Source organism: Streptomyces sp. NPDC054047, from assembly GCF_055585065.1.
The window spans coordinates 267,658-284,583 of sequence record NZ_JBVJKV010000007.1; the positions used below are offsets into that span (position 1 = coordinate 267,658).

The window sequence follows — 16,926 nt, forward strand, 5'->3', positions numbered from 1 at the left end:
CACGTCCCCTGGCCGGTCGGATCTTCGGGGCGGGGCCCTTCAGAGGATCTCCAGGGGCTCCTTGCCCACCGGCGCGGGGAACGCGGCATCCAGCGCCTTGAGGTCCTCGTCGGTGAGGCGGAGATCGAGGGCGGCGTGGTTCTGCTCCACGTGCGCCGCGGTGGAGGCCTTGGGGATGGCGATGACGTCGTCGTGGCGCAGCACCCAGGCGAGCGCCACCTGTAGCGGTGTGCTCCCGTGCGCGGACGCCACCGCCTCCAGGGCCTGATGGCCGAGCAGCCGCCCCTGTTCCAGCGGCGAATAGGCCATCACGGGCACCGAGCGTTCGCGACACCAGGGGAACAGGTCGTACTCGGGGCCGCGGCGGGTGAGGTTGTAGAGCACCTGATCCGTCTGCGGGAGGGCGTCCCGGGGGAGATCCGCCAGGTCGTCGACATCGAGGTTGCTCACGCCCCAGGCGCCGATGCTGCCGCGGCTCACCAGGCCCTCGAGGGCCTCGACGGTCTCGGCGAGCGGCACACCGCCGCGCCAGTGCAGCAGATACAGGTCGATCCGGTCGGTGCCGAGGCGGCGCAGGCTCGCGTGGCAGGCATCCACCGTGCCGCGGGCGTCGGCGTTCGACGGCAGCACCTTGCTCACCAGAAAGACCTCGTCGCGGTGCCCGCGGACGGCCTCGCCGACCAGCTCCTCCGATGCGCCGCTCCCGTACATCTCCGCCGTGTCGATCAGCGTCATGCCCAGGTCCAGGCCCCTGCGCAGGGAGGCCAGTTCCTCGGCGCGGCGCGAAGGATCGTCGCCCATGCGCCAGGTGCCCTGGCCCAGGGCGGGCACGCTCACGCCGTTGGGGAACGTCACTGTCCTAGCCGCTGCCATCGCGTATCCCTTCTCGTCACTTCGCGGGTGCGGGCCGCGCACGACAGCGCCGGTGCCCGAAGTCATCGGACTCCCTTCCCGGCCGCCCGGCCCTCACGCAGAGAACTTCACACGGCCCGGCGCCGCCGCACAACCGATCACCACCAGTACGCGGGATAGCGCGGCGCGCTGGGACGGGCGCGCGAGGCGGCCCAGCCCGCCAGGACGACTACGAGGACCGATCCGGCCAGCAGGGGAACGAAGGTGGCGGGCCGGGGGTGGTGCAGGACGATGACGACGGCGGTGGCGCAGGCCGGCGAGTGCGGGGTGCGCGCCGCGGTCATCACGGCCAGGCCGATGCCCGCGGCCAGCGCCGCCGCCCACGGGGCGCTGCCCAGCGCGGCGAGGACCGCGTAGCCGACGCCGGCGCACAGCAGATGGCCCGCTATCACGCTGCGCGGCTGGGCGAGCGGCAGCCGGGGCGCGCTGTGCACGATCGCGGCGGATGCCGCCAGCGGGGGTATCAGGACCGGCTCGTGGACGACCGAGCCGACGGCGACCAGCGCCAGGAGCACGGCGGTGACGGCGCTGACGTTGTGCAGGGCGGTGCCCGCGGGCGGCGGGGCCGGGGCGCGGCCCACGAGGCGGGGCAGGACGCGGGGGAGTGCGCGGATCTGAGGGCGCGGTCGGGCAGGCGCGGGCGGCGCCTCGATGATTTCGTCGGTGCTCAAGAGAAGGACGTTCCGGACTTCAGCCGGCGGGAAACCCGGACGGCGAGGTGACAAAGGGCAGGAGTCGCCACGGCCGCCCGTGCGGTCGGCAGGGGGCGCGGGCAGCATCGGCGGCCCGGGGTCGGGGCGTCCGCGTACTCACCCAAGATCCTACGAAGCCCTGCCGCGCGGCCTGCGGCCAGGTCCGGTGATCACGGTGCTGACCAGGACCGCAAGGAGGGGGTGCCGTGCCGTCAGGCCGCGGGGCAGAGGGCTGCGGGGGTGGCCGGGGCCGTGGCCCGGGCCACGGTGGCGGGTACGGGCCGGGGGGCGTGGGCGGTGGCTTGCGAGCGGGTGCGTGCGAAGACGACCAGGCGCAGGACCGCGAACCGCGCGACACCGGTGAGCGCTGAGGCGGAGAGGTAGACGACCTGCTCGAGCAGCGCACCGGGCGCCGCCACCAGCTGCTGCAGGACGAACATCGCCATGCAGGTCACCGCGTACGCGATCGCCGCGGATCCGGCCGACTGCGCATGCTGACGCCAGGTCGCGCGCCCGCCCGCGCCGAAGGTGAAGCGGGCGTGCAGCTCGGTGGCCAGGAGTGTGGACGCCACGGTGATCACGGCGTTGGCCAGGGCCCAGGGAATCCAGGAGGCGAGGGCCGCCACGGCGAAGCTGGAGGCGAGTCCCACCCCGCCGCCGCAGAGCACGAAGCGGGCGAAGGCGGTGAACGCGCCGGGTGCCGCCTGCTGCTGTCTCTGTGCTGTTTCCATGATCGGCCCCCCTCGACGGCTGCTTCGCGAAGCGCGCGCCCCTCGGCCTGCGAGACGGAGGGGTGCGCGATCCGTGGTGCCATCATGGCACACGAATGACACCATGGCGAGCCATTAATGACGCCACTGGTGTCGCTCGTGGCGTCACGACGCGCGGGTGGCGCGAATGCGCAGGTCAGCGGCTGGCGGCTGCCCGGCGTGCGCGACACCGAGCGGCGTCGTGCCCGCGCCGCGCAGCAGGACGAGGCAGAAGAGCCCCGCTGCGGCCATGACGACGGCCGCGCCGATCGCGGCGAAGCCCATCCCGTGCGTGAAGGCGTCGCGCGCTGCCGTCAGTACGGTGTCCGCCGTACTGGACGGCAGTCGCTCGGCCACGGTGCTGGCGCCGCCCAGGGTTTCGCGTACCGCGCCCGCGTGCGGAACACCCGCCGGGAGGGCGTCGGCCATGTCGCGGCTGTAGACCGCCGCACCGATGGAGCCGAGGATCGCCATGCCCAGCGCTCCGCCCAGCTCCTGGCCCGACTCGAGGACGGCCGCGGCCGAGCCCGCACGCTCCGGCGGGGTGGCCCCCAGGGCGAGTTCAGTGGCCAGCGTCATGGCGGCGACCAGGCCGCCCGCATAGACCGAGGCGCCGGTCAGCGTGACCCATGGCGCCGTGTCGGCGTGCACCTGGGTCAGCCAGAGGAAGCCGCAGGCGGAGCCGAGGAAGCCGCCGCCCATGACGTACGCGCGGTCGACGCGCTGGGCGAGCGCGGCCGCGGTGGGCGCCATGACGGCCAGACCCGCGGCCGGCACCAGGCTCCACAGGGCGGCCTCGAACGGGCTCATGCCGAGGACGGACTGCAGGTACTGCGTGAGATAGACGGCCATGCCCACCGTGGCGAACATGGCGAGGAGGTTGGCGACCACCGGGCCGCCGAAGGCGCGCCGTCCCAGCAGGCCGAGGTCGATCATCGGGTGCGCCAGGCGCTTCTGACGGCGTACGAAGACGACGCCGAGCGCCAGCCCCGAACTGACACCGAGGGCGGGCAAAGGTGCGTATCCGTGCTGGGCCAGTTCCTTGATGCCGTAGATGACCGGAAGCAGGGCGCCGAGGGAGAGCGCCGCGCTCGGCAGGTCGAAGCGGCCCTGCTGCGGCGCCTTGAACTCCGGTACCAGGAAGGGGACCAGAGCCAGCAGGAGCGCCATCGCGGGCAGATTGATCAGGAAGACCGAACCCCACCAGAAGTGTTCCAGGAGCAGACCGCTGACCACCGGTCCCAGGGAGATGCCCGCGGTCATGACACCCGTCCACAGGGTCACCGCCTGGGCGCGCTGCTTCCGGTCGCGGAACAGATTGCGGATCAGGGCGAGCGTCGAGGGCATCAGGGCGGCGCCGCCGAGGCCCAGCAACGCCCGTACGGCGATGAGCAGTTCGGCCGTGTGCGCATACGCCGCGGCGACCGAGGCCGCACCGAAGACCGCGGCTCCCGCGAGCACCAGCGTGCGCCGGCCGATCCGGTCGCCGAGGGCGCCCATGGTGATGAGCAGGCCGGCGAGGACGAAGCCGTACATGTCGAGGATCCACAGCTGCTGGGTGGCGCCGGGTTCCAGGTCCTGGCTGATGTAGGGAATCGCGAAGTAGAGGATCGAGACGTCCATCGAGACCAGGAGCAGGGGCAGCATCAGGACGCCGAGGGCGGACCATTCCTTGCGGCCCGCGCGGGGGTGGGGTGAGTTCTCCATGCCCGGTACGGAATCGGCTCGGCGCGTACGCCGCAAACAACGACCTAGTGCACTTCCCCCTCCGCAGCTCCTGAACTGGAAGATGGCGCACCTGGTGCACTAGTACAGTGCGGCCATGGCTGCCGATCCGCCCTACCTCCGCATCGCGCGGGACATCCGCCGCAGGATCGACTCCGGCGCTCTCTCACCGGGCGACCGCGTGCCCTCCACCCGGCGCATCACCCAGGAGTGGGGGGTGGCGATGGCGACCGCGACGAAGGCGCTCGCCGCACTGAACCAGGAGGGCCTGGTGCGCGCCGTGCCCGGTGTCGGCACGGTGGTCGCGGAGCCGGGACGGGAACGCCGCACGGCCCCCGGCCAGGGCGGGCTGACCCGCGAGCGCATCATCCGCACCGCGATCGCGTTCGCCGACGCGGAGGGGCTCGCGGCGCTGTCCATGCGGCGCGTCGCCGCCGAGTTCGGCGCCTCCACCATGGCCCTGTACCGGCACGTCCCGAGCAAGGGCGAACTCGTCCGGCTGATGTCGGAGGCGGTGTTCAGCGAGGCGCCGGCAGGACCCAGGCCGCCGGGCTGGCGCGCGCAACTGGCCCAGGAGGCACGGTGGTTGTGGAGTCTGTACGAACGTCATCCCTGGCTGGGGCGGGCCATGGCAGGACTGACCCGGCCGATGGCCTCGCCCCACGCGATGCGCTACACCGAGCGGGTCCTGGCCGTTCTGCGCGGCGTGGGGCTCACGCCGTACCAGATGATCCATGTCCACCTGGCCGTCCTCGGGTACGCCCAAGGCGTCGCGCTGGCCATCGAGCTGGAATCCCAGGCACGCCAGGACACCGGCATGACCCCCGAGGAGTGGATGGCGTCCAACGAGCCGCGGATGGACGCCATCCAGACCGCCGAGGCGTACCCGGTCCTGTCCACGCTCTTCGGCGACGACGACTTCAGCCTGGAGCTGGGCACGCTCTTCGAGTTCGGGCTCGAACGGTTCCTGGACGGAATCGAGGCCCTCATCGCCAGGCCCGGGAACGCGTAGGCGCTCAGCGCACCAGGCAGGGGCGCTTGTTGTCGAACTGCCAGTCGGGGATGAGGTAGCGCATGCCGGTGGCGTCGTCGCGTGCGCCCAGGGCCTTACGCCGGTAGAGGTCGTGGGCCGCGAGCAGCCGGTCCATGTCGAGCTCGACGCCCAGGCCGGGGGCGTCCGGCACGGCGATCTCGCCGTCGACGATGCGGGGCGGGGCGGTGGTGAGGCGCTCCAGGCCTTCCTGCCAGATCCAGTGGGTGTCCAGGGCGTTGTAGTCCCCGGGGGCCGCGGCTCCGCAGTGGGTGACCATGGCCAGGGAGATGTCGAAGTGGTTGTTGGAGTGGCATCCCCAGGTCAGGCCCATCGCGTTGCACAGCTGCGCCACGCGGACCGAGCCCTGCATGGTCCAGAAGTGCGGGTCGGCGAGGGGGATGGAGACCGACTGGAGGGCCAGGGCGTGGGTCATCTGCCGCCAGTCGGTGGCGACCATGTTGGTGGCGGTCGGCAGCCCGGTGGCGCGGCGGAACTCGGCCAGGACCTCGCGGCCCGAGTATCCGCCCTCGGCGCCGCAGGGGTCCTCGGCGTAGGCGAGGGTGTCGGTCAGCGGGGTGCACAGCTCGATCGCCTCGCGCAGCGACCAGGCGCCGTTGGGGTCGAGGGTGATGCGGGCCTGCGGGAAGCGGTCCTTGAGCGCGCGGACGGCCGCGACCTCCTCGGCGCCCTCCAGGACACCGCCCTTGAGCTTGAAGTCCCGGAAGCCGTAGCGGTCGTAGGCGGCTTCGGCCTGCCGGACGATCGCCTCGGGGGACAGGGCCTGCTCGTGCCGGATGCGGTGCCAGTCCACGGGGGATTCGGGCTCGCGGACGTACTCCAGATCGGTGCGGTCGGGATCGCCGACGTAGAAGAGGTAGCCCAGGACGCGGACGGAGTCGCGCTGCTGGCCGTCGCCGAGCAGCGCAGCGACGGGCACCTCCAGGTGCTGGCCGAGCAGGTCGAGCAGGGCGGACTCCACGGCGGTCACCGCGTGGACGGCGGTGCGCAGGTCGAAGGTCTGGGCGCCGCGTCCACCGGCGTCACGGTCGGCGAAACGGTCGCCGATCTCGCGCAGGACGCGCTTGTGGTCACCGAGGCGGGCGCCGACGACGAGGGACTCGGCGTCGCGCAGGGTCTGGGTGATCTTCTCGCCGCCCGGTACCTCGCCCAGGCCGGTGCGGCCCTCGGAGTCCCGCAGGACCACGATGTTGCGGGTGAAGTAGGGGCCGTGCGCGCCGGAGAGGTTGAGCTCCATGCAGTCCCGGCCTGCGACCGGGTAGACGCTGAACGCGGTGACGGTCGGCTGCCTGTTCATGATCAGAGATTCCTCGGGTGAGAGATACGGGAAAGAAGCGGACGGGTCGCCGGGCGGGTCAGAGGCTGAGGACGTCCAGGGCCCACTCGACCGCGAGGACGCCGCCGAGGCCGAGGATCGCCAGCACCGTCGTATAGGTGGTGCGCACCTTGATCGCCTCGATGACCGAGAGGTTGAAGTACTCCTTGAACAGCCAGAATCCGGGGTCGTTGACGTGCGAGAAGGCGATCGATCCGCAGGAGACGGCGAGCACCAGGATCTCGGGGTGGACGCCGCTGTTCGCCAGGAGCGGCAGCACCACACCGGATGCGGTGACGACGGCGACAGTGGCGGAGCCGAGGGCGATGCGCAGGATCACCGCGATGAGCCACGCCAGGATGAGCGGCGAGATGGCCCAGCCGTCGGTGGTGTCCTTGATGTGGTCGGAGATGCCGCCCTCGACGAGGACGTTCTTGAAGGCGCCGCCCGCCCCGATCACCAGCAGGATCATGGCCATGGCCTGGGCGGCCGACGTACAGGAGGCGCTGACGTCGGAGAGGCTGCGGCCGATGCGCGGACCGAACGCCCAGATCGCCAGGAGGAGGGTCAGCAGCAGCGCGATCGGCGCCGAGCCGATGAAGGAGACGAAGTGCAGGAACGGGCTCTCGCCGGACGCGGCCATCTCGGTCACCGACGCACCGGCGATCAGGACGACGGGGAAGAGCGCCACGGTCAGGGACCAGCCCATGCCCGGCATCTCCTCGTCGGTGAACTCGCGCTCGCTGACCAGGCCCTTGGGGATGGAGGGGTTCATCGCCCTGACGAACGGAAGCCGCGGCCAGGCCAGCGCGATGAGCGCACCGGCGGGTACCGCGATGAACAGGCCGTAGACCAGGGTCAGGCCGACCGAGGCGTGGAACGTCGCGGCCACGGCGGTGGGGCCGGGGTGCGGCGGCAGGAAACTGTGCATCGTGGAGAGCGTGATGGACATCGGCAGGCCGATCCACAGCAGCTTCGCCCCGGTGACGCGTACGAGGGTGAACGCGATGGGCACGATGATGATGAAGGCGACCTCGTAGAACATGGTGACGCCGATGAGCATGGACGTGACCACCATGGCCACCTGGACCCATCGCGGTCCGAAGGCGTCCAGCATCTTGTTGGCGATGCGCTGTGCGGCACCGGAGTCCCCCATGACGCGGCCGACCATGGCGCCGAGCCCGATGACGAGCATCGTGTCGCCGATCTGGCCGCCGATGCCCTCCGAGAGGACGTCGGGGATCGAGGCCACCGGTATGCCCTGCACCAGCGCGACGGCGACCGCCACGAACAGGAGGGCGGCGAAACCGTTCAGCTTCAAGCGGGTCATGAGGAACAGCAGGATCAAGACGCTGACCCCGACTACGACGAGCGGCATGTATCAGTTCCCCTTTGAACTGTGGGACGAGGCTGTGCTGACGGCCGGTCAGGCCCGGTGCCGCGCGGCCGAGACGAGGTCGAGGCCGGCGTTGAGCACCTTCTCCAGGTCGGCGACGTCGTCCGGGCCGGGGTCGGTCAGGGGTGCGCGCACCGGTCCGACCGGGAGGCCGCGCAGCCGGGCGGCGGCCTTGACCAGCGAGACGGCGTAGCCCGGTGCCCGGTCGCGCAGCTCGACCAGCGGGACGTAGAACTCGCGCAGCAGCCGGTCCACCGCCGTGTCGTCCTGCTCCCGCAGCGCGGTGAAGAAGGCGGCGGCGATCTCGGGGGCGAAGGCGTGGACGGCGGACGAGTACGCGGGCACGCCGACGGTGGCGTACGCGCGGGCCTGGATCTCCGCGGTGGAGGCGCCGTTGAAGAAGAGGAAGTCCTCGGGGGCGGCCAGGGTGAGGCGCTGGAGCCGGTCGAGGTCGCTGTGCCCGTCCTTGAGGCCGATGACGGTGGGGATCTCGGCGATCCGGCGCAGGGACCGGGCGTTGAAGGTGACCTGGCCGCGCTGGTAGGCGATGAGGGGCAGCCGGGTACCGGCGGACAGCCGGCGCAGCTGCTCCACCAGGCCGTCCTGCCCCGCATCGACCAGGTAGTGGGGCAGCACCAACAGGGCGTCCGCGCCCTCCTCCTCGGCGATCCGGGCGAACCGCAGCGACTGGGCCCAGCCGTATCCGGTGCCCGCCACCACCGGCAGCCGGCCGTCGGCGACCTCGACCGTGACGCGGACGACGGCGCGGTACTCCTCCTCGTCGAGGGAGAAGAACTCGCCGGTTCCGCAGGCGGGGAACACGGCGCCGGGCTCCGTCGCCAACTGGGCCGTCAGATAGGAGCGGTAGGACTTCAGGTCGAGGCTGCCGTCGCTGCCCATGCTCGTGAGCGGGAAGGACAGGACACCGCGGGCCATGCCCTCCCGGAGTCGCTGGGCCACGTCCTGGGGCTGCTGGGGCGTCGTACTGGGCTTGTTCATGAATCTCATCTCTATATGCAGATGGCGTCCACGTATGAGAATGGAGGCTAGAGTCATGAACGATGGGGGTCAATGGGCAGGCGCCGCGGATCTACGATGGGCGCATGGCGGAGAGCGGAACGGACCACGGGGCGGGCGCGGGAGTCCGCGGGGTGAAGTCGGCCCTGCGCACCGTCGCGCTGCTGGAACTGCTGGCCGAGCGCGCCGACCGGCCGGCCCGCCTGGACGAGCTCGCCGAGGAGTTGGGCGTGCCGCGCAGCAGCATGTACCAACTGCTGCGGACCCTGATCGACTGCGGCTGGGTGCGCACGGACACCACCGGGTCCCTGTACGGCATCGGAATCCGCACGCTGCTCACCGGCACGAGCTACCTCGACGGCGACGTACGGGTGCGCGCCATCCGCCCGTACCTGGACGAGGCCTCCGACGCGTTGGGCGAGACGATCCACCTGGCGCGGCTCGACGGCCCGAACGTCGTGTACCTCGCGACCCGCGAGTCCCACGAGTACCTGCGCACCATCAGCCGGGTCGGCCGTCGCGTCCCGGCACACGCCGGAGCGCTCGGAAAGGCACTGCTCGCCGAGCGTCCGGACAATGAACTCCCGCTGGGTCAGGGCCCGTTGGCCGCGCTCGCGCACGGCACGCACACCGACCGCACCGCGCTCCTCGCCGACCTCGGGCGGGTGCGCGAGCGCGGGTACGCCATCGACCGCGAGGAGACGGTGGACGGCATCGCGGGCTTCGGCTTCGCCCTGCGCTACGACGCGCCGGCCGTCGACGCCATCAGCTGCTCAGTGCCGGTGGCCCGGCTGACCGACGCGCACCAGAGCCGCGTCGTGTCCGTGATGCGGGAGATCCAGACGAAGATCGAAAGCGCGCTGTCACCGGTCTCGGGCGCTCCCGACTGGCGCTGAGCCCCGCACCGAGCCGTCCGTGACGGCAGCTCCCCGCCTTGATAGGTAAGTCATGACTTGCCTATGGTGGAGTCATGACGGAGGATGTTTTCAAGGCGCTGGCCGACCCCACCCGTCGGCACATCCTCGATGAGCTGGTGGAACGGGACGGGCAGACCCTGTTCGAGATCTGCGCCCGGCTGGTGACCAAGCACGGTCTGGGGCTGTCCCGGCAGGCGATCAGCCAGCATTTGGCCGTCCTGGAATCCGCGGGCCTGGTCCATTCACGGCGCCAGGGCCGCTACAAGTTCCACGATCTGAACACCGAACCCCTTGAGGTCATCGTGACCCGATGGCTCAGGCCCGACGCACCGGAGAGCACCCCATGAAGATCCACCTGTCCAGCGTCTTCGTCGATGACCAGGAAAAGGCCCTGCGCTTCTACACCGACGTACTGGGCTTCGTGAAGAAGCACGACGTCCCGCTGGGCGGCGAGGACCGCTGGCTGACCGTGGTCTCGCCGGAAGACCCCGAGGGGACCGAACTGCTGCTGGAGCCCTCCGGTCACCCCGCGGTGCAGCCGTACAAGACGGCGCTGGTCGAGGACGGCATCCCGGTCACGTCCTTCGCCGTGGACGACGTGCAGGCGGAGTACGACCGGCTGCGGGCGCTCGAGGTGGTCTTCACCCAGGAGCCGCTGGCGATGGGCCCGGTCACCACCGCGGTGCTGGACGACACCTGCGGCAACCTGATCCAGATCGTGCACAGCGAGTAACGACCCGGCGCGAGTACGCAGCGGTCTTCGGCGGGGCCCGATCGCATAAGTCAGTGGCGGACCGGGCCCGCACGGACGACTATGACCGGCATGAGCGAGCACCCCGAACGCTGGAGCGAGGCAACCACCTACCCCGACATGTGGGCGGACCCGGACGACGACCCCCGCAACAGCGACGGAGTCAGTCCGGACGGCGAACTGGCGACGCTGCTGGACTTCCTGACCAGCTACCGCATGACCCTGCGGATGAAGTGTGAGGGCCTGAACCCGGAGCAACTGGCCCGCCGGTCGGTCCCGCCGTCGACGCTGTCCCTGCTCGGCCTGGTGCGGCACCTCGCCGAGGTGGAGCGGGACTGGCGCAACTGGCTCCGCGAGGACGACCCGCTGCCCAAGCTGTACGGCGAGCGCGACGCGGACTTCGACGAAGCGGTCGGCGAACAGTCCCAGGTCGATGCCGCCTACGCCGACCTGGCACGCGAACAGGCCGCGACGGACGCCGTACTGGCCGAACACCCGGACCTGGGCGAACGCCTCGGCAAGGACGGTTTCGCGGTCCGCGAACTGATGGTGCACCGGATCGAGGAGTACGCCCGCCACTGCGGACAGGCCGACCTGCTGCGCGAGTGCGTCGACGGCAGGGTGGGCCAGTAAAGAAGCCTTCTCCGCTGGATCCCCCCCCGCCGCGATCGGTGATCGAAGCGAACGCGCTTGCGGGCCGTGCCGTGATGTGATCCACATCTCGACGCCGATGGTTTGGAGACGCTCCACCCGGAGCACAAGGATGGCCGGCTCAGGGCGGCATGATTCCTGCCGGCGGCCCGGTGGCGGCAGGGGCCTGTTGGCCTCAACCGTCCGCTACCGGGCGCTGTGCGCGTTGTGCGAAGATCCGGAGACCATTCGATGGTTGCGGCGGGCGGGCCCGTCGCGGTAGGGGCCGTCGGCAACGGCTGTTCGGTCAGGCGGACTTACTGGGTGGGGAAGGCGGAGCATAGCGGTGGCTTCACAGCCATGGACTTCCGGTGTGCGTATGGCAGCCGAGAGTGATACCGCAGCGGCCCGGCAGGTGTCGCAGCCCTCGGTGCTGCTGATCGAGGACGACGCCGGTGACGCGCTCCTGGTCGAGGAACTCGTCGCCGACAGCGCCTTGAAGATGCGTCTGCAGTGGGTGCGTTCCATGTCCGAGGCGCGGGTGGCGCTGGCCTTCGAGGTGCCGGACTGCGTGCTGCTCGACCTCCATCTGCCGGACGCCCAGGGGCTGGAGGCCGTGTCCATGGTCCAGTCCCATGCCGAGCAGGTCGCGGTCGTCGTGCTCACGGGCCTGGCCGAGGAGGAGACCGGGCTCGCCGCCGTGGCCGCGGGGGCCCAGGACTACCTCGTCAAGGGCCGCGTCGAACCGGAGCTGTTCGGCCGGGCCGTGCGCTACGCGATCCAGCGCAAGCAGGCCGAACAGTCGGCCGTCGCCCTGCAGGCCAGCCAGATGCAGGCACAGGAGAACGCCCGCCTCGAGCGGGGACTGCTGCCCAGGCCGCTCCTGAACAGCGCGGGCGTGGACGTCGTGGCCCGCTACCGGCCCGGCCGCGCCCAGGCCCTGCTGGGCGGCGACTTCTACGACATCGTCCAGAGCGCGGACGGCACCGTGCACGCGCTCATAGGAGACGTCTCCGGGCACGGCCCCGACGAGGCGGCCCTCGGCGTGGCCCTGCGCATCGCCTGGCGCACGCTGGTGCTCAGCGGCGTCACCGGCCCCGAACAGGTGGGCCGACTCGAGGAGATCATGCTGGCGGAGCGGGTGAAGCCGTACGTCTTCGCCACGTTGACCAGTCTCTCCGTCTCCGCGGAGGCGCGGCACGTGCGGCTGACGCGCGCCGGACACCCCGGGATGCTGCTGCGCACCGCGGAGGGCGGTGTCGAGTGGGTGGAGGTGGCCGGCGGTCCTGCCCTGGGCGTCGCGCCCGGCGTTCGGCTCTGGCCGGTCGAGGAGGTGCCCCTCCCCGAGGGCGCGGCACTGGTGCTGTTCACCGACGGCCTGTTCGAGGGACATATCGGCAACGGCCGCGAGCGTCTTGGCGAAGAGGGACTGCTGGGCCTCGCGCGGGAGTTGGCCGCGCTGGCGCCGGAGGCATTCGTCGACACGCTGATCCAGCGGGCCGAGGGCCTCGCCGAGGAGCAGGGCGGCCTGGCCGACGACGTGGCCGTGGTGCACCTGCACTGGCGGGGGGACGACGAGCGTGACAGAGACGGCGACGGGCCGGCGAGAGCGGTGGCCGAGGGTCGCTACCGGAGCAGCATCGGAGAGCAGCGCCGTGGTTGAGACGACGAACAGAGCGTGGATCGGCCGTCGATTGACGGTCCAGGGCTGGTTCCAGCTGGTGCTGGCGCTGATGGTGCTCCTGGTGGTGATCGGCACCGTGGTCGGCGCCCGGCTGCTGGGGCAGACCGCGGACGTGACCGACCGGTTGACCGATCGCCTCCAGCCGGCCCGGACGCAGGCCTACCGTCTGCAGGCCGCTCTGGTGAACCAGGAGACCGGCGTCCGGGGCTATGCCATCACCGCCGACGGCCAGTTCCTGGACCCCTATACCCAGGGCAAGCGCGACGAGGTCCGCGCCGCCGCTCAGCTGCGCGACCTCATCGGTGACGAGCCCCGGCTCGTCGCCGACCTCAAGGCCGTCCAGCGGGAGTCGGCGGACTGGCGGCGCGTGTACGCCGACCCGCTGGTGGCCGAGGTCACGCCCGGTGAGCCGAGCTCCGTCGCCGAGACGAACGCCGGGCGCGGCAAGGACGCCTTCGACCAGGTCCGCAAGACCTGGGCAGCGCAGAACGCCGACCTCACCCGGGCCGTCGAAGACGGCAAGGACGAGCTGGACAGCGCCCGCACGGTGCGCACCGTGATCCTCGGCGCCATGGTGGCGGTGTTCCTGCTGGCCGGGATCGCCCTCGCGTTCCTGGTGCGCATGCTGGTGGCCCGCCCCCTGGAGGCGCTGCGGGTCTCCTCCCGGCAGGTGGCACGCGGCGATTTCGACCACGTCATCACGGTCGACGGCCCTGCGGACCTCCGGGCGGTGGCAGTGGACGTAGAGGGCATGCGGCAGCAGATAGTGGAGGAACTGGGCGCCTCGCGCCGCCAGCGGGACGCGCTGACCCAGCAGGCCGCCGAACTGGACGTCCAGGCCGTGGAACTGCGGCGCTCCAACACCGAACTGGAGCAGTTCGCCTACGTCGCCTCCCACGATCTCCAGGAGCCCCTGCGCAAGGTCGCCTCCTTCTGCCAGCTCCTGGAGAAGCGGTACGGGGACACGCTCGACGACCGCGCCAAGCAGTACATCGACTTCGCGGTCGACGGCGCCAAGCGCATGCAGGTCCTCATCAACGACCTGCTCACCTTCTCCCGTGTCGGGCGCCTGAACGACGCCCGCGTCCCCGTCGACCTGGACCAGGCCCTGACCAAGGCGCTGGGCAACCTGGACACCTCCGTGCGGGACACCGGCGCGCTCGTCGAACATCCGCAGAAGCTGCCCGAGATCGTCGGCGACCCGACGCTGCTGACGATGCTCTGGCAGAACCTCGTCGGCAACGCCGTCAAGTTCCACCACCCCGAACGCACCCCGCGGATCCAGATCACCTGCGAGGAGGACGAGGGTGGCGGCGTCTGGAACTTCAGCGTCACCGACAACGGCATCGGCATCCCCGAGGAGTTCGCGGAGAAGGTCTTCGTGATCTTCCAGCGGCTGCACGGCCGCGATGCCTACGGGGGCACCGGCATCGGCCTGGCCCTGTGCAAGAAGATCGTCGAGCATCACGGCGGCCACATCTGGCTCGACAGCGGCCACACCGGCGGAACCCGCATCTGCTTCACCCTGCCGTCCGACACGGACACAGACACCACCGACACCGCGCAGGACACCGCAGCCCGCGCCGAGGAAGAGGCCCTGACATGACCACCCCATCTGCCGCGCCGGTCGACGTGCTCCTCGTGGAGGACGACCCGGGCGACGAGCTGATGACGCGCGAGGCGTTCGAGGACAGCAAGATCCGCAACAAGCTGCACGTGGTCCGGGACGGCGAGGAAGCGCTCGACTTCCTCTACCAGCGCGGTGAGCACACGGGGGTGCCGCGTCCCGGTCTCATCCTGCTGGACCTCAACCTGCCCAAGTACGACGGGCGCCAGGTCCTGGAGAGGATCAAGTCGGACCCGGACCTGAAGGACATCCCGGTGGTGGTCCTCACCACGTCGGCAGCGGAGGAGGACATCCTGCGCAGCTACAAACTGCACGCGAACGCCTACGTCACCAAACCGGTCGACCTGGACCAGTTCATCGCCGCCGTACGCCAGATCGACGACTTCTTCGTCCAGGTGGTACGCCTGCCGCGACGCCACGGCTGAGGCGGCGCGAGACCGCGGACACCGCCCCTTGGTGTGATCAAACAATCTCGTGCGTGGAGGGATAGCCGCGGGCGTCCCATCGCGTCGTGATGGTTGCCAAGAAGGGGAGGGTCGATGGAGGCCTCAAGTCACGACGAGTTCCGGGAGTTCGTAGCGATGCGCTCCACCGCGCTGCTGCGGCTCGCGGTGCTGCTCACCGGCGGGGACCGGCACGCAGCGGAGGACCTGCTGCAGATTGCGCTGATGAAGGCGTACGGACGCTGGGCGCGCATCGAGCAGCCCGAGGCGTACGTCCGCCAGATCCTGTACCGCCAGCAGGTCAACCGCTGGCGGCTGCGCAGACACCGTGCCGAGACCACGGTGTCCGTCCTGCCCGATTCGGGCACGGAGGCCGGCACCGAGTCGGACTCCGAGCTGCGGATCGCGCTGTGGGCGGCGCTCGGTCGTCTGTCGAAGCGGCAGCGGGCCGTGGTCGTCCTGCGCTACTTCGAGGATCTGCCGGAGGCCGAGGTCGCGGCACTGCTGCGGTGCCCGGTCGGCACGGTGCGCAGTACGGCGCACCGGTCGCTCGCCAAGCTCCGGGAGCTGGTGCCGGAGCTGGGGCCCGAAAGGTCCGCGGAACAGGTGCAGCCGCTCAGCTACAGGCCGAAGGAGATGCAGGGATGACGACGGAGCAGGTGGAGGAGAAGGTCCGGGAGACTCTGCACGCCATCACCCTGGACCGGGTGCGGGCATCCGGAGACCTGGCCGAGCAGGTGGTGCGGCGGCGCGGCAGGCGCCGCTTCTCGCAGGCCGCGGGCGCGGCGGTGGCCGTAGCGGCGATCACCGTGGGGGCGGTGTTCGGCTTCGGGGGCGGTGCCGGGGCCGAGCAGGACCGGCCCGTGCGGCCGGCGGCTTCGCCGGAGGGCTGGAAGCCGTGGCAGAAGGACAACCCGGGCGCCGCCGAGCGGGGCTGCCTGGTGGACGGCTCCGCGCTGTACTGCGGCGGGTCCAAGTACGACACCGCCAAGTTCGACGCCAACACCGGCGAGCGGCTGTGGACCGTCAAGGTCAATCGCGAGGGCGACGGGATGGACCACCCCTTCGCCGTGCGTGACGGCGTGGTCTACGCCTACCGCAATCACACCGCGAAGAACGAGCCGGGCGGCGACTACGCGGGCGGCACCGAACTGATGGCGGTGGACACCGACAACGGCGACGTGCTGTGGAAGAAGAAGATGCCGCAGGACGACCGCACCGACCAGGCCGCCATGCTCATCGACGGCGCGATGCTGGCGAACACTCCGTCGCTGCGCACGATGTCGGCCCTCGACCCGCGGACCGGGGACGAGAAGTGGCACTACACATGGGACAAGGGCAACGCGTGCCAGCGGACGGTGCTGAGCGGCGTTCCGCATCTTCTGTGCGCGCGGGACACCGAGAAGCCGGACGACACGGACGTCATCCGTCTTGATCCCGCCACCGGAGAGCCCAAGAAGGTCACGAGCGTCCCCGGCGGGCAGCAGCTCCTGGGGATGACGGGGGACCGGATGGTCCTGAAGGGAGTGACGAAGCCGGGCGCCAAGACCTGGCAGTTGACGACCGTCAACACTTCCGGGGAGCAGGTCTCCCACTCCTACCGGCTCCAGGGGACGACGGCCAACGCCGATGTCGTCGGTGATCGTCTGTTCACCGTCTCCTGGCAGGGCAAGGCATCGGCCTACTCACTGACCACGGGAAAGACCCTGTGGACCCAGCCAGTGGGCGTCAAGATGCCCGACCGGGAACAAATGAGGGCGGGCCTCGCGTCTCCCGCGGTGTCGACGGGGCAGGGAGTCGTGTACTTCTTCAGCCCGACCGGAGATCTGTCCGGCCTCGATCTGCGCACCGGGGAGCGGGTCTGGCGCAGCCACGTGGACATCGAGGAGCAGGGCCTCGTCTCCCTGCTCCCGCCCCAACTCCTGCTCTACAAGGACGTGCTGGTGGTCCGGAAGGGCAGCGAGATCGTCACCCTTCTGCCGCGGACCGGCGGCTGACCCCGAGGGCCGGTGGCCGG

Annotated in this window: 17 protein-coding genes; 10 read left to right on the top strand and 7 right to left on the bottom strand. The window is 70.8% G+C overall.

The annotated features are described in order from the left end of the window. Window positions 1–39: 39 nt before the first annotated feature. The 4 genes from ACZ6ZP_RS25785 to ACZ6ZP_RS25800 form a co-directional block, all read right to left on the bottom strand. The gene (locus ACZ6ZP_RS25785) at window positions 40–873 is read right to left on the bottom strand and encodes an aldo/keto reductase (protein ID WP_468615900.1); all 834 of its coding nucleotides are present in this window, start codon (window positions 871–873) and stop codon (window positions 40–42) included. Between the two features lie 137 nt (window positions 874–1,010). After that, on the bottom strand, window positions 1,011–1,583 hold the full coding sequence (locus ACZ6ZP_RS25790) for an HPP family protein (RefSeq protein ID WP_351165935.1): 573 nt from the start codon (window positions 1,581–1,583) through the stop codon (window positions 1,011–1,013). Window positions 1,584–1,816: 233 nt separating this feature from the next. Continuing rightward, window positions 1,817–2,335, bottom strand: a complete 519-nt coding sequence (locus ACZ6ZP_RS25795; protein ID WP_469408553.1) for a GtrA domain-containing protein — start codon at window positions 2,333–2,335, stop codon at window positions 1,817–1,819. A 144-nt stretch (window positions 2,336–2,479) separates the two neighbouring features. Then, complete coding sequence (locus tag ACZ6ZP_RS25800) at window positions 2,480–4,060, bottom strand: MFS transporter (RefSeq protein WP_469408555.1); 1,581 nt, start codon at window positions 4,058–4,060, stop codon at window positions 2,480–2,482. Between the two features lie 115 nt (window positions 4,061–4,175). On the opposite strand from ACZ6ZP_RS25800, the gene ACZ6ZP_RS25805 reads away from it, so the two are divergent. Beyond that, window positions 4,176–5,090 carry a TetR/AcrR family transcriptional regulator gene (locus ACZ6ZP_RS25805; protein ID WP_469408556.1) on the top strand — a complete coding sequence of 305 codons (915 nt, stop codon included), beginning with the start codon at window positions 4,176–4,178 and terminating at the stop codon, window positions 5,088–5,090. A gap of 4 nt (window positions 5,091–5,094) precedes the next feature. Here ACZ6ZP_RS25805 and ACZ6ZP_RS25810 read toward each other — a convergent pair whose 3' ends face one another. The 3 genes from ACZ6ZP_RS25810 to ACZ6ZP_RS25820 are packed head-to-tail and all read right to left on the bottom strand — an operon-like array spanning window position 5,095 to window position 8,839. After that, window positions 5,095–6,426: an enolase C-terminal domain-like protein gene (locus ACZ6ZP_RS25810; protein ID WP_469408558.1), complete on the bottom strand. Its 1,332-nt coding sequence runs from the start codon at window positions 6,424–6,426 to the stop codon at window positions 5,095–5,097. Between the two features lie 58 nt (window positions 6,427–6,484). Continuing rightward, window positions 6,485–7,822 carry a gluconate:H+ symporter gene (locus ACZ6ZP_RS25815; protein WP_469408559.1) on the bottom strand — a complete coding sequence of 446 codons (1,338 nt, stop codon included), beginning with the start codon at window positions 7,820–7,822 and terminating at the stop codon, window positions 6,485–6,487. Between the two features lie 48 nt (window positions 7,823–7,870). Beyond that, window positions 7,871–8,839 (bottom strand): 5-dehydro-4-deoxyglucarate dehydratase, encoded by a 969-nt coding sequence (locus ACZ6ZP_RS25820; protein WP_469408560.1) that lies wholly within the window; start codon window positions 8,837–8,839, stop codon window positions 7,871–7,873. A 104-nt stretch (window positions 8,840–8,943) separates the two neighbouring features. Here ACZ6ZP_RS25820 and ACZ6ZP_RS25825 point away from each other — a divergent pair, with 104 nt between their 5' ends. The 9 genes from ACZ6ZP_RS25825 (at window position 8,944) to ACZ6ZP_RS25865 (ending at window position 16,906) form a co-directional block, all read left to right on the top strand. Then, on the top strand, window positions 8,944–9,753 hold the full coding sequence (locus ACZ6ZP_RS25825) for an IclR family transcriptional regulator (protein WP_469408561.1): 810 nt from the start codon (window positions 8,944–8,946) through the stop codon (window positions 9,751–9,753). A 74-nt stretch (window positions 9,754–9,827) separates the two neighbouring features. Then, window positions 9,828–10,121 carry an ArsR/SmtB family transcription factor gene (locus tag ACZ6ZP_RS25830; RefSeq protein WP_351165952.1) on the top strand — a complete coding sequence of 98 codons (294 nt, stop codon included), beginning with the start codon at window positions 9,828–9,830 and terminating at the stop codon, window positions 10,119–10,121. Continuing rightward, window positions 10,118–10,507 (top strand): VOC family protein, encoded by a 390-nt coding sequence (locus ACZ6ZP_RS25835; RefSeq protein ID WP_469408678.1) that lies wholly within the window; start codon window positions 10,118–10,120, stop codon window positions 10,505–10,507. The genes ACZ6ZP_RS25830 and ACZ6ZP_RS25835 overlap by 4 nt, the downstream gene beginning before the upstream one ends. 81 nt (window positions 10,508–10,588) lie before the next feature. Then, window positions 10,589–11,158: a DinB family protein gene (locus ACZ6ZP_RS25840; RefSeq protein WP_351165954.1), complete on the top strand. Its 570-nt coding sequence runs from the start codon at window positions 10,589–10,591 to the stop codon at window positions 11,156–11,158. A 376-nt stretch (window positions 11,159–11,534) separates the two neighbouring features. Continuing rightward, the gene (locus ACZ6ZP_RS25845) at window positions 11,535–12,818 is read left to right on the top strand and encodes a PP2C family protein-serine/threonine phosphatase (RefSeq protein WP_351165956.1); all 1,284 of its coding nucleotides are present in this window, start codon (window positions 11,535–11,537) and stop codon (window positions 12,816–12,818) included. Between the two features lie 70 nt (window positions 12,819–12,888). Continuing rightward, window positions 12,889–14,445, top strand: coding sequence for a sensor histidine kinase (locus ACZ6ZP_RS25850; protein ID WP_351166266.1), 1,557 nt, complete (start codon window positions 12,889–12,891; stop codon window positions 14,443–14,445). Further along, window positions 14,442–14,891: a response regulator gene (locus tag ACZ6ZP_RS25855; RefSeq protein WP_351165958.1), complete on the top strand. Its 450-nt coding sequence runs from the start codon at window positions 14,442–14,444 to the stop codon at window positions 14,889–14,891. The genes ACZ6ZP_RS25850 and ACZ6ZP_RS25855 overlap by 4 nt, the downstream gene beginning before the upstream one ends. Window positions 14,892–15,005: 114 nt before the next feature. After that, window positions 15,006–15,557 carry a SigE family RNA polymerase sigma factor gene (locus tag ACZ6ZP_RS25860; protein WP_469408563.1) on the top strand — a complete coding sequence of 184 codons (552 nt, stop codon included), beginning with the start codon at window positions 15,006–15,008 and terminating at the stop codon, window positions 15,555–15,557. Beyond that, the gene (locus tag ACZ6ZP_RS25865; protein ID WP_469408564.1) at window positions 15,554–16,906 is read left to right on the top strand and encodes a PQQ-binding-like beta-propeller repeat protein; all 1,353 of its coding nucleotides are present in this window, start codon (window positions 15,554–15,556) and stop codon (window positions 16,904–16,906) included. The genes ACZ6ZP_RS25860 and ACZ6ZP_RS25865 overlap by 4 nt, the downstream gene beginning before the upstream one ends. Window positions 16,907–16,926 lie beyond the last annotated feature (20 nt).

What these genes read in the sequence shown, in the direction of transcription:
- ACZ6ZP_RS25865 (WP_469408564.1), top strand. Translation starts at nt 15,554, where the DNA reads ATGACGACGGAGCAGGTGGAGGAGAAGGTCCGGGAGACTCTGCACGCC.
- ACZ6ZP_RS25850 (WP_351166266.1), top strand. Translation starts at nt 12,889, where the DNA reads ATGGTGCTCCTGGTGGTGATCGGCACCGTGGTCGGCGCCCGGCTGCTG.
- ACZ6ZP_RS25840 (WP_351165954.1), top strand. Translation starts at nt 10,589, where the DNA reads ATGACCGGCATGAGCGAGCACCCCGAACGCTGGAGCGAGGCAACCACC.
- ACZ6ZP_RS25860 (WP_469408563.1), top strand. Translation starts at nt 15,006, where the DNA reads ATGGAGGCCTCAAGTCACGACGAGTTCCGGGAGTTCGTAGCGATGCGC.
- ACZ6ZP_RS25800 (WP_469408555.1), bottom strand. Translation starts at nt 4,060, where the DNA reads ATGGAGAACTCACCCCACCCCCGCGCGGGCCGCAAGGAATGGTCCGCC.
- ACZ6ZP_RS25820 (WP_469408560.1), bottom strand. Translation starts at nt 8,839, where the DNA reads ATGAACAAGCCCAGTACGACGCCCCAGCAGCCCCAGGACGTGGCCCAG.
- ACZ6ZP_RS25830 (WP_351165952.1), top strand. Translation starts at nt 9,828, where the DNA reads ATGACGGAGGATGTTTTCAAGGCGCTGGCCGACCCCACCCGTCGGCAC.
- ACZ6ZP_RS25855 (WP_351165958.1), top strand. Translation starts at nt 14,442, where the DNA reads ATGACCACCCCATCTGCCGCGCCGGTCGACGTGCTCCTCGTGGAGGAC.
- ACZ6ZP_RS25845 (WP_351165956.1), top strand. Translation starts at nt 11,535, where the DNA reads ATGGCAGCCGAGAGTGATACCGCAGCGGCCCGGCAGGTGTCGCAGCCC.
- ACZ6ZP_RS25815 (WP_469408559.1), bottom strand. Translation starts at nt 7,822, where the DNA reads ATGCCGCTCGTCGTAGTCGGGGTCAGCGTCTTGATCCTGCTGTTCCTC.
- ACZ6ZP_RS25805 (WP_469408556.1), top strand. Translation starts at nt 4,176, where the DNA reads ATGGCTGCCGATCCGCCCTACCTCCGCATCGCGCGGGACATCCGCCGC.
- ACZ6ZP_RS25785 (WP_468615900.1), bottom strand. Translation starts at nt 873, where the DNA reads ATGGCAGCGGCTAGGACAGTGACGTTCCCCAACGGCGTGAGCGTGCCC.
- ACZ6ZP_RS25810 (WP_469408558.1), bottom strand. Translation starts at nt 6,426, where the DNA reads ATGAACAGGCAGCCGACCGTCACCGCGTTCAGCGTCTACCCGGTCGCA.
- ACZ6ZP_RS25825 (WP_469408561.1), top strand. Translation starts at nt 8,944, where the DNA reads ATGGCGGAGAGCGGAACGGACCACGGGGCGGGCGCGGGAGTCCGCGGG.
- ACZ6ZP_RS25835 (WP_469408678.1), top strand. Translation starts at nt 10,118, where the DNA reads ATGAAGATCCACCTGTCCAGCGTCTTCGTCGATGACCAGGAAAAGGCC.
- ACZ6ZP_RS25795 (WP_469408553.1), bottom strand. Translation starts at nt 2,335, where the DNA reads ATGGAAACAGCACAGAGACAGCAGCAGGCGGCACCCGGCGCGTTCACC.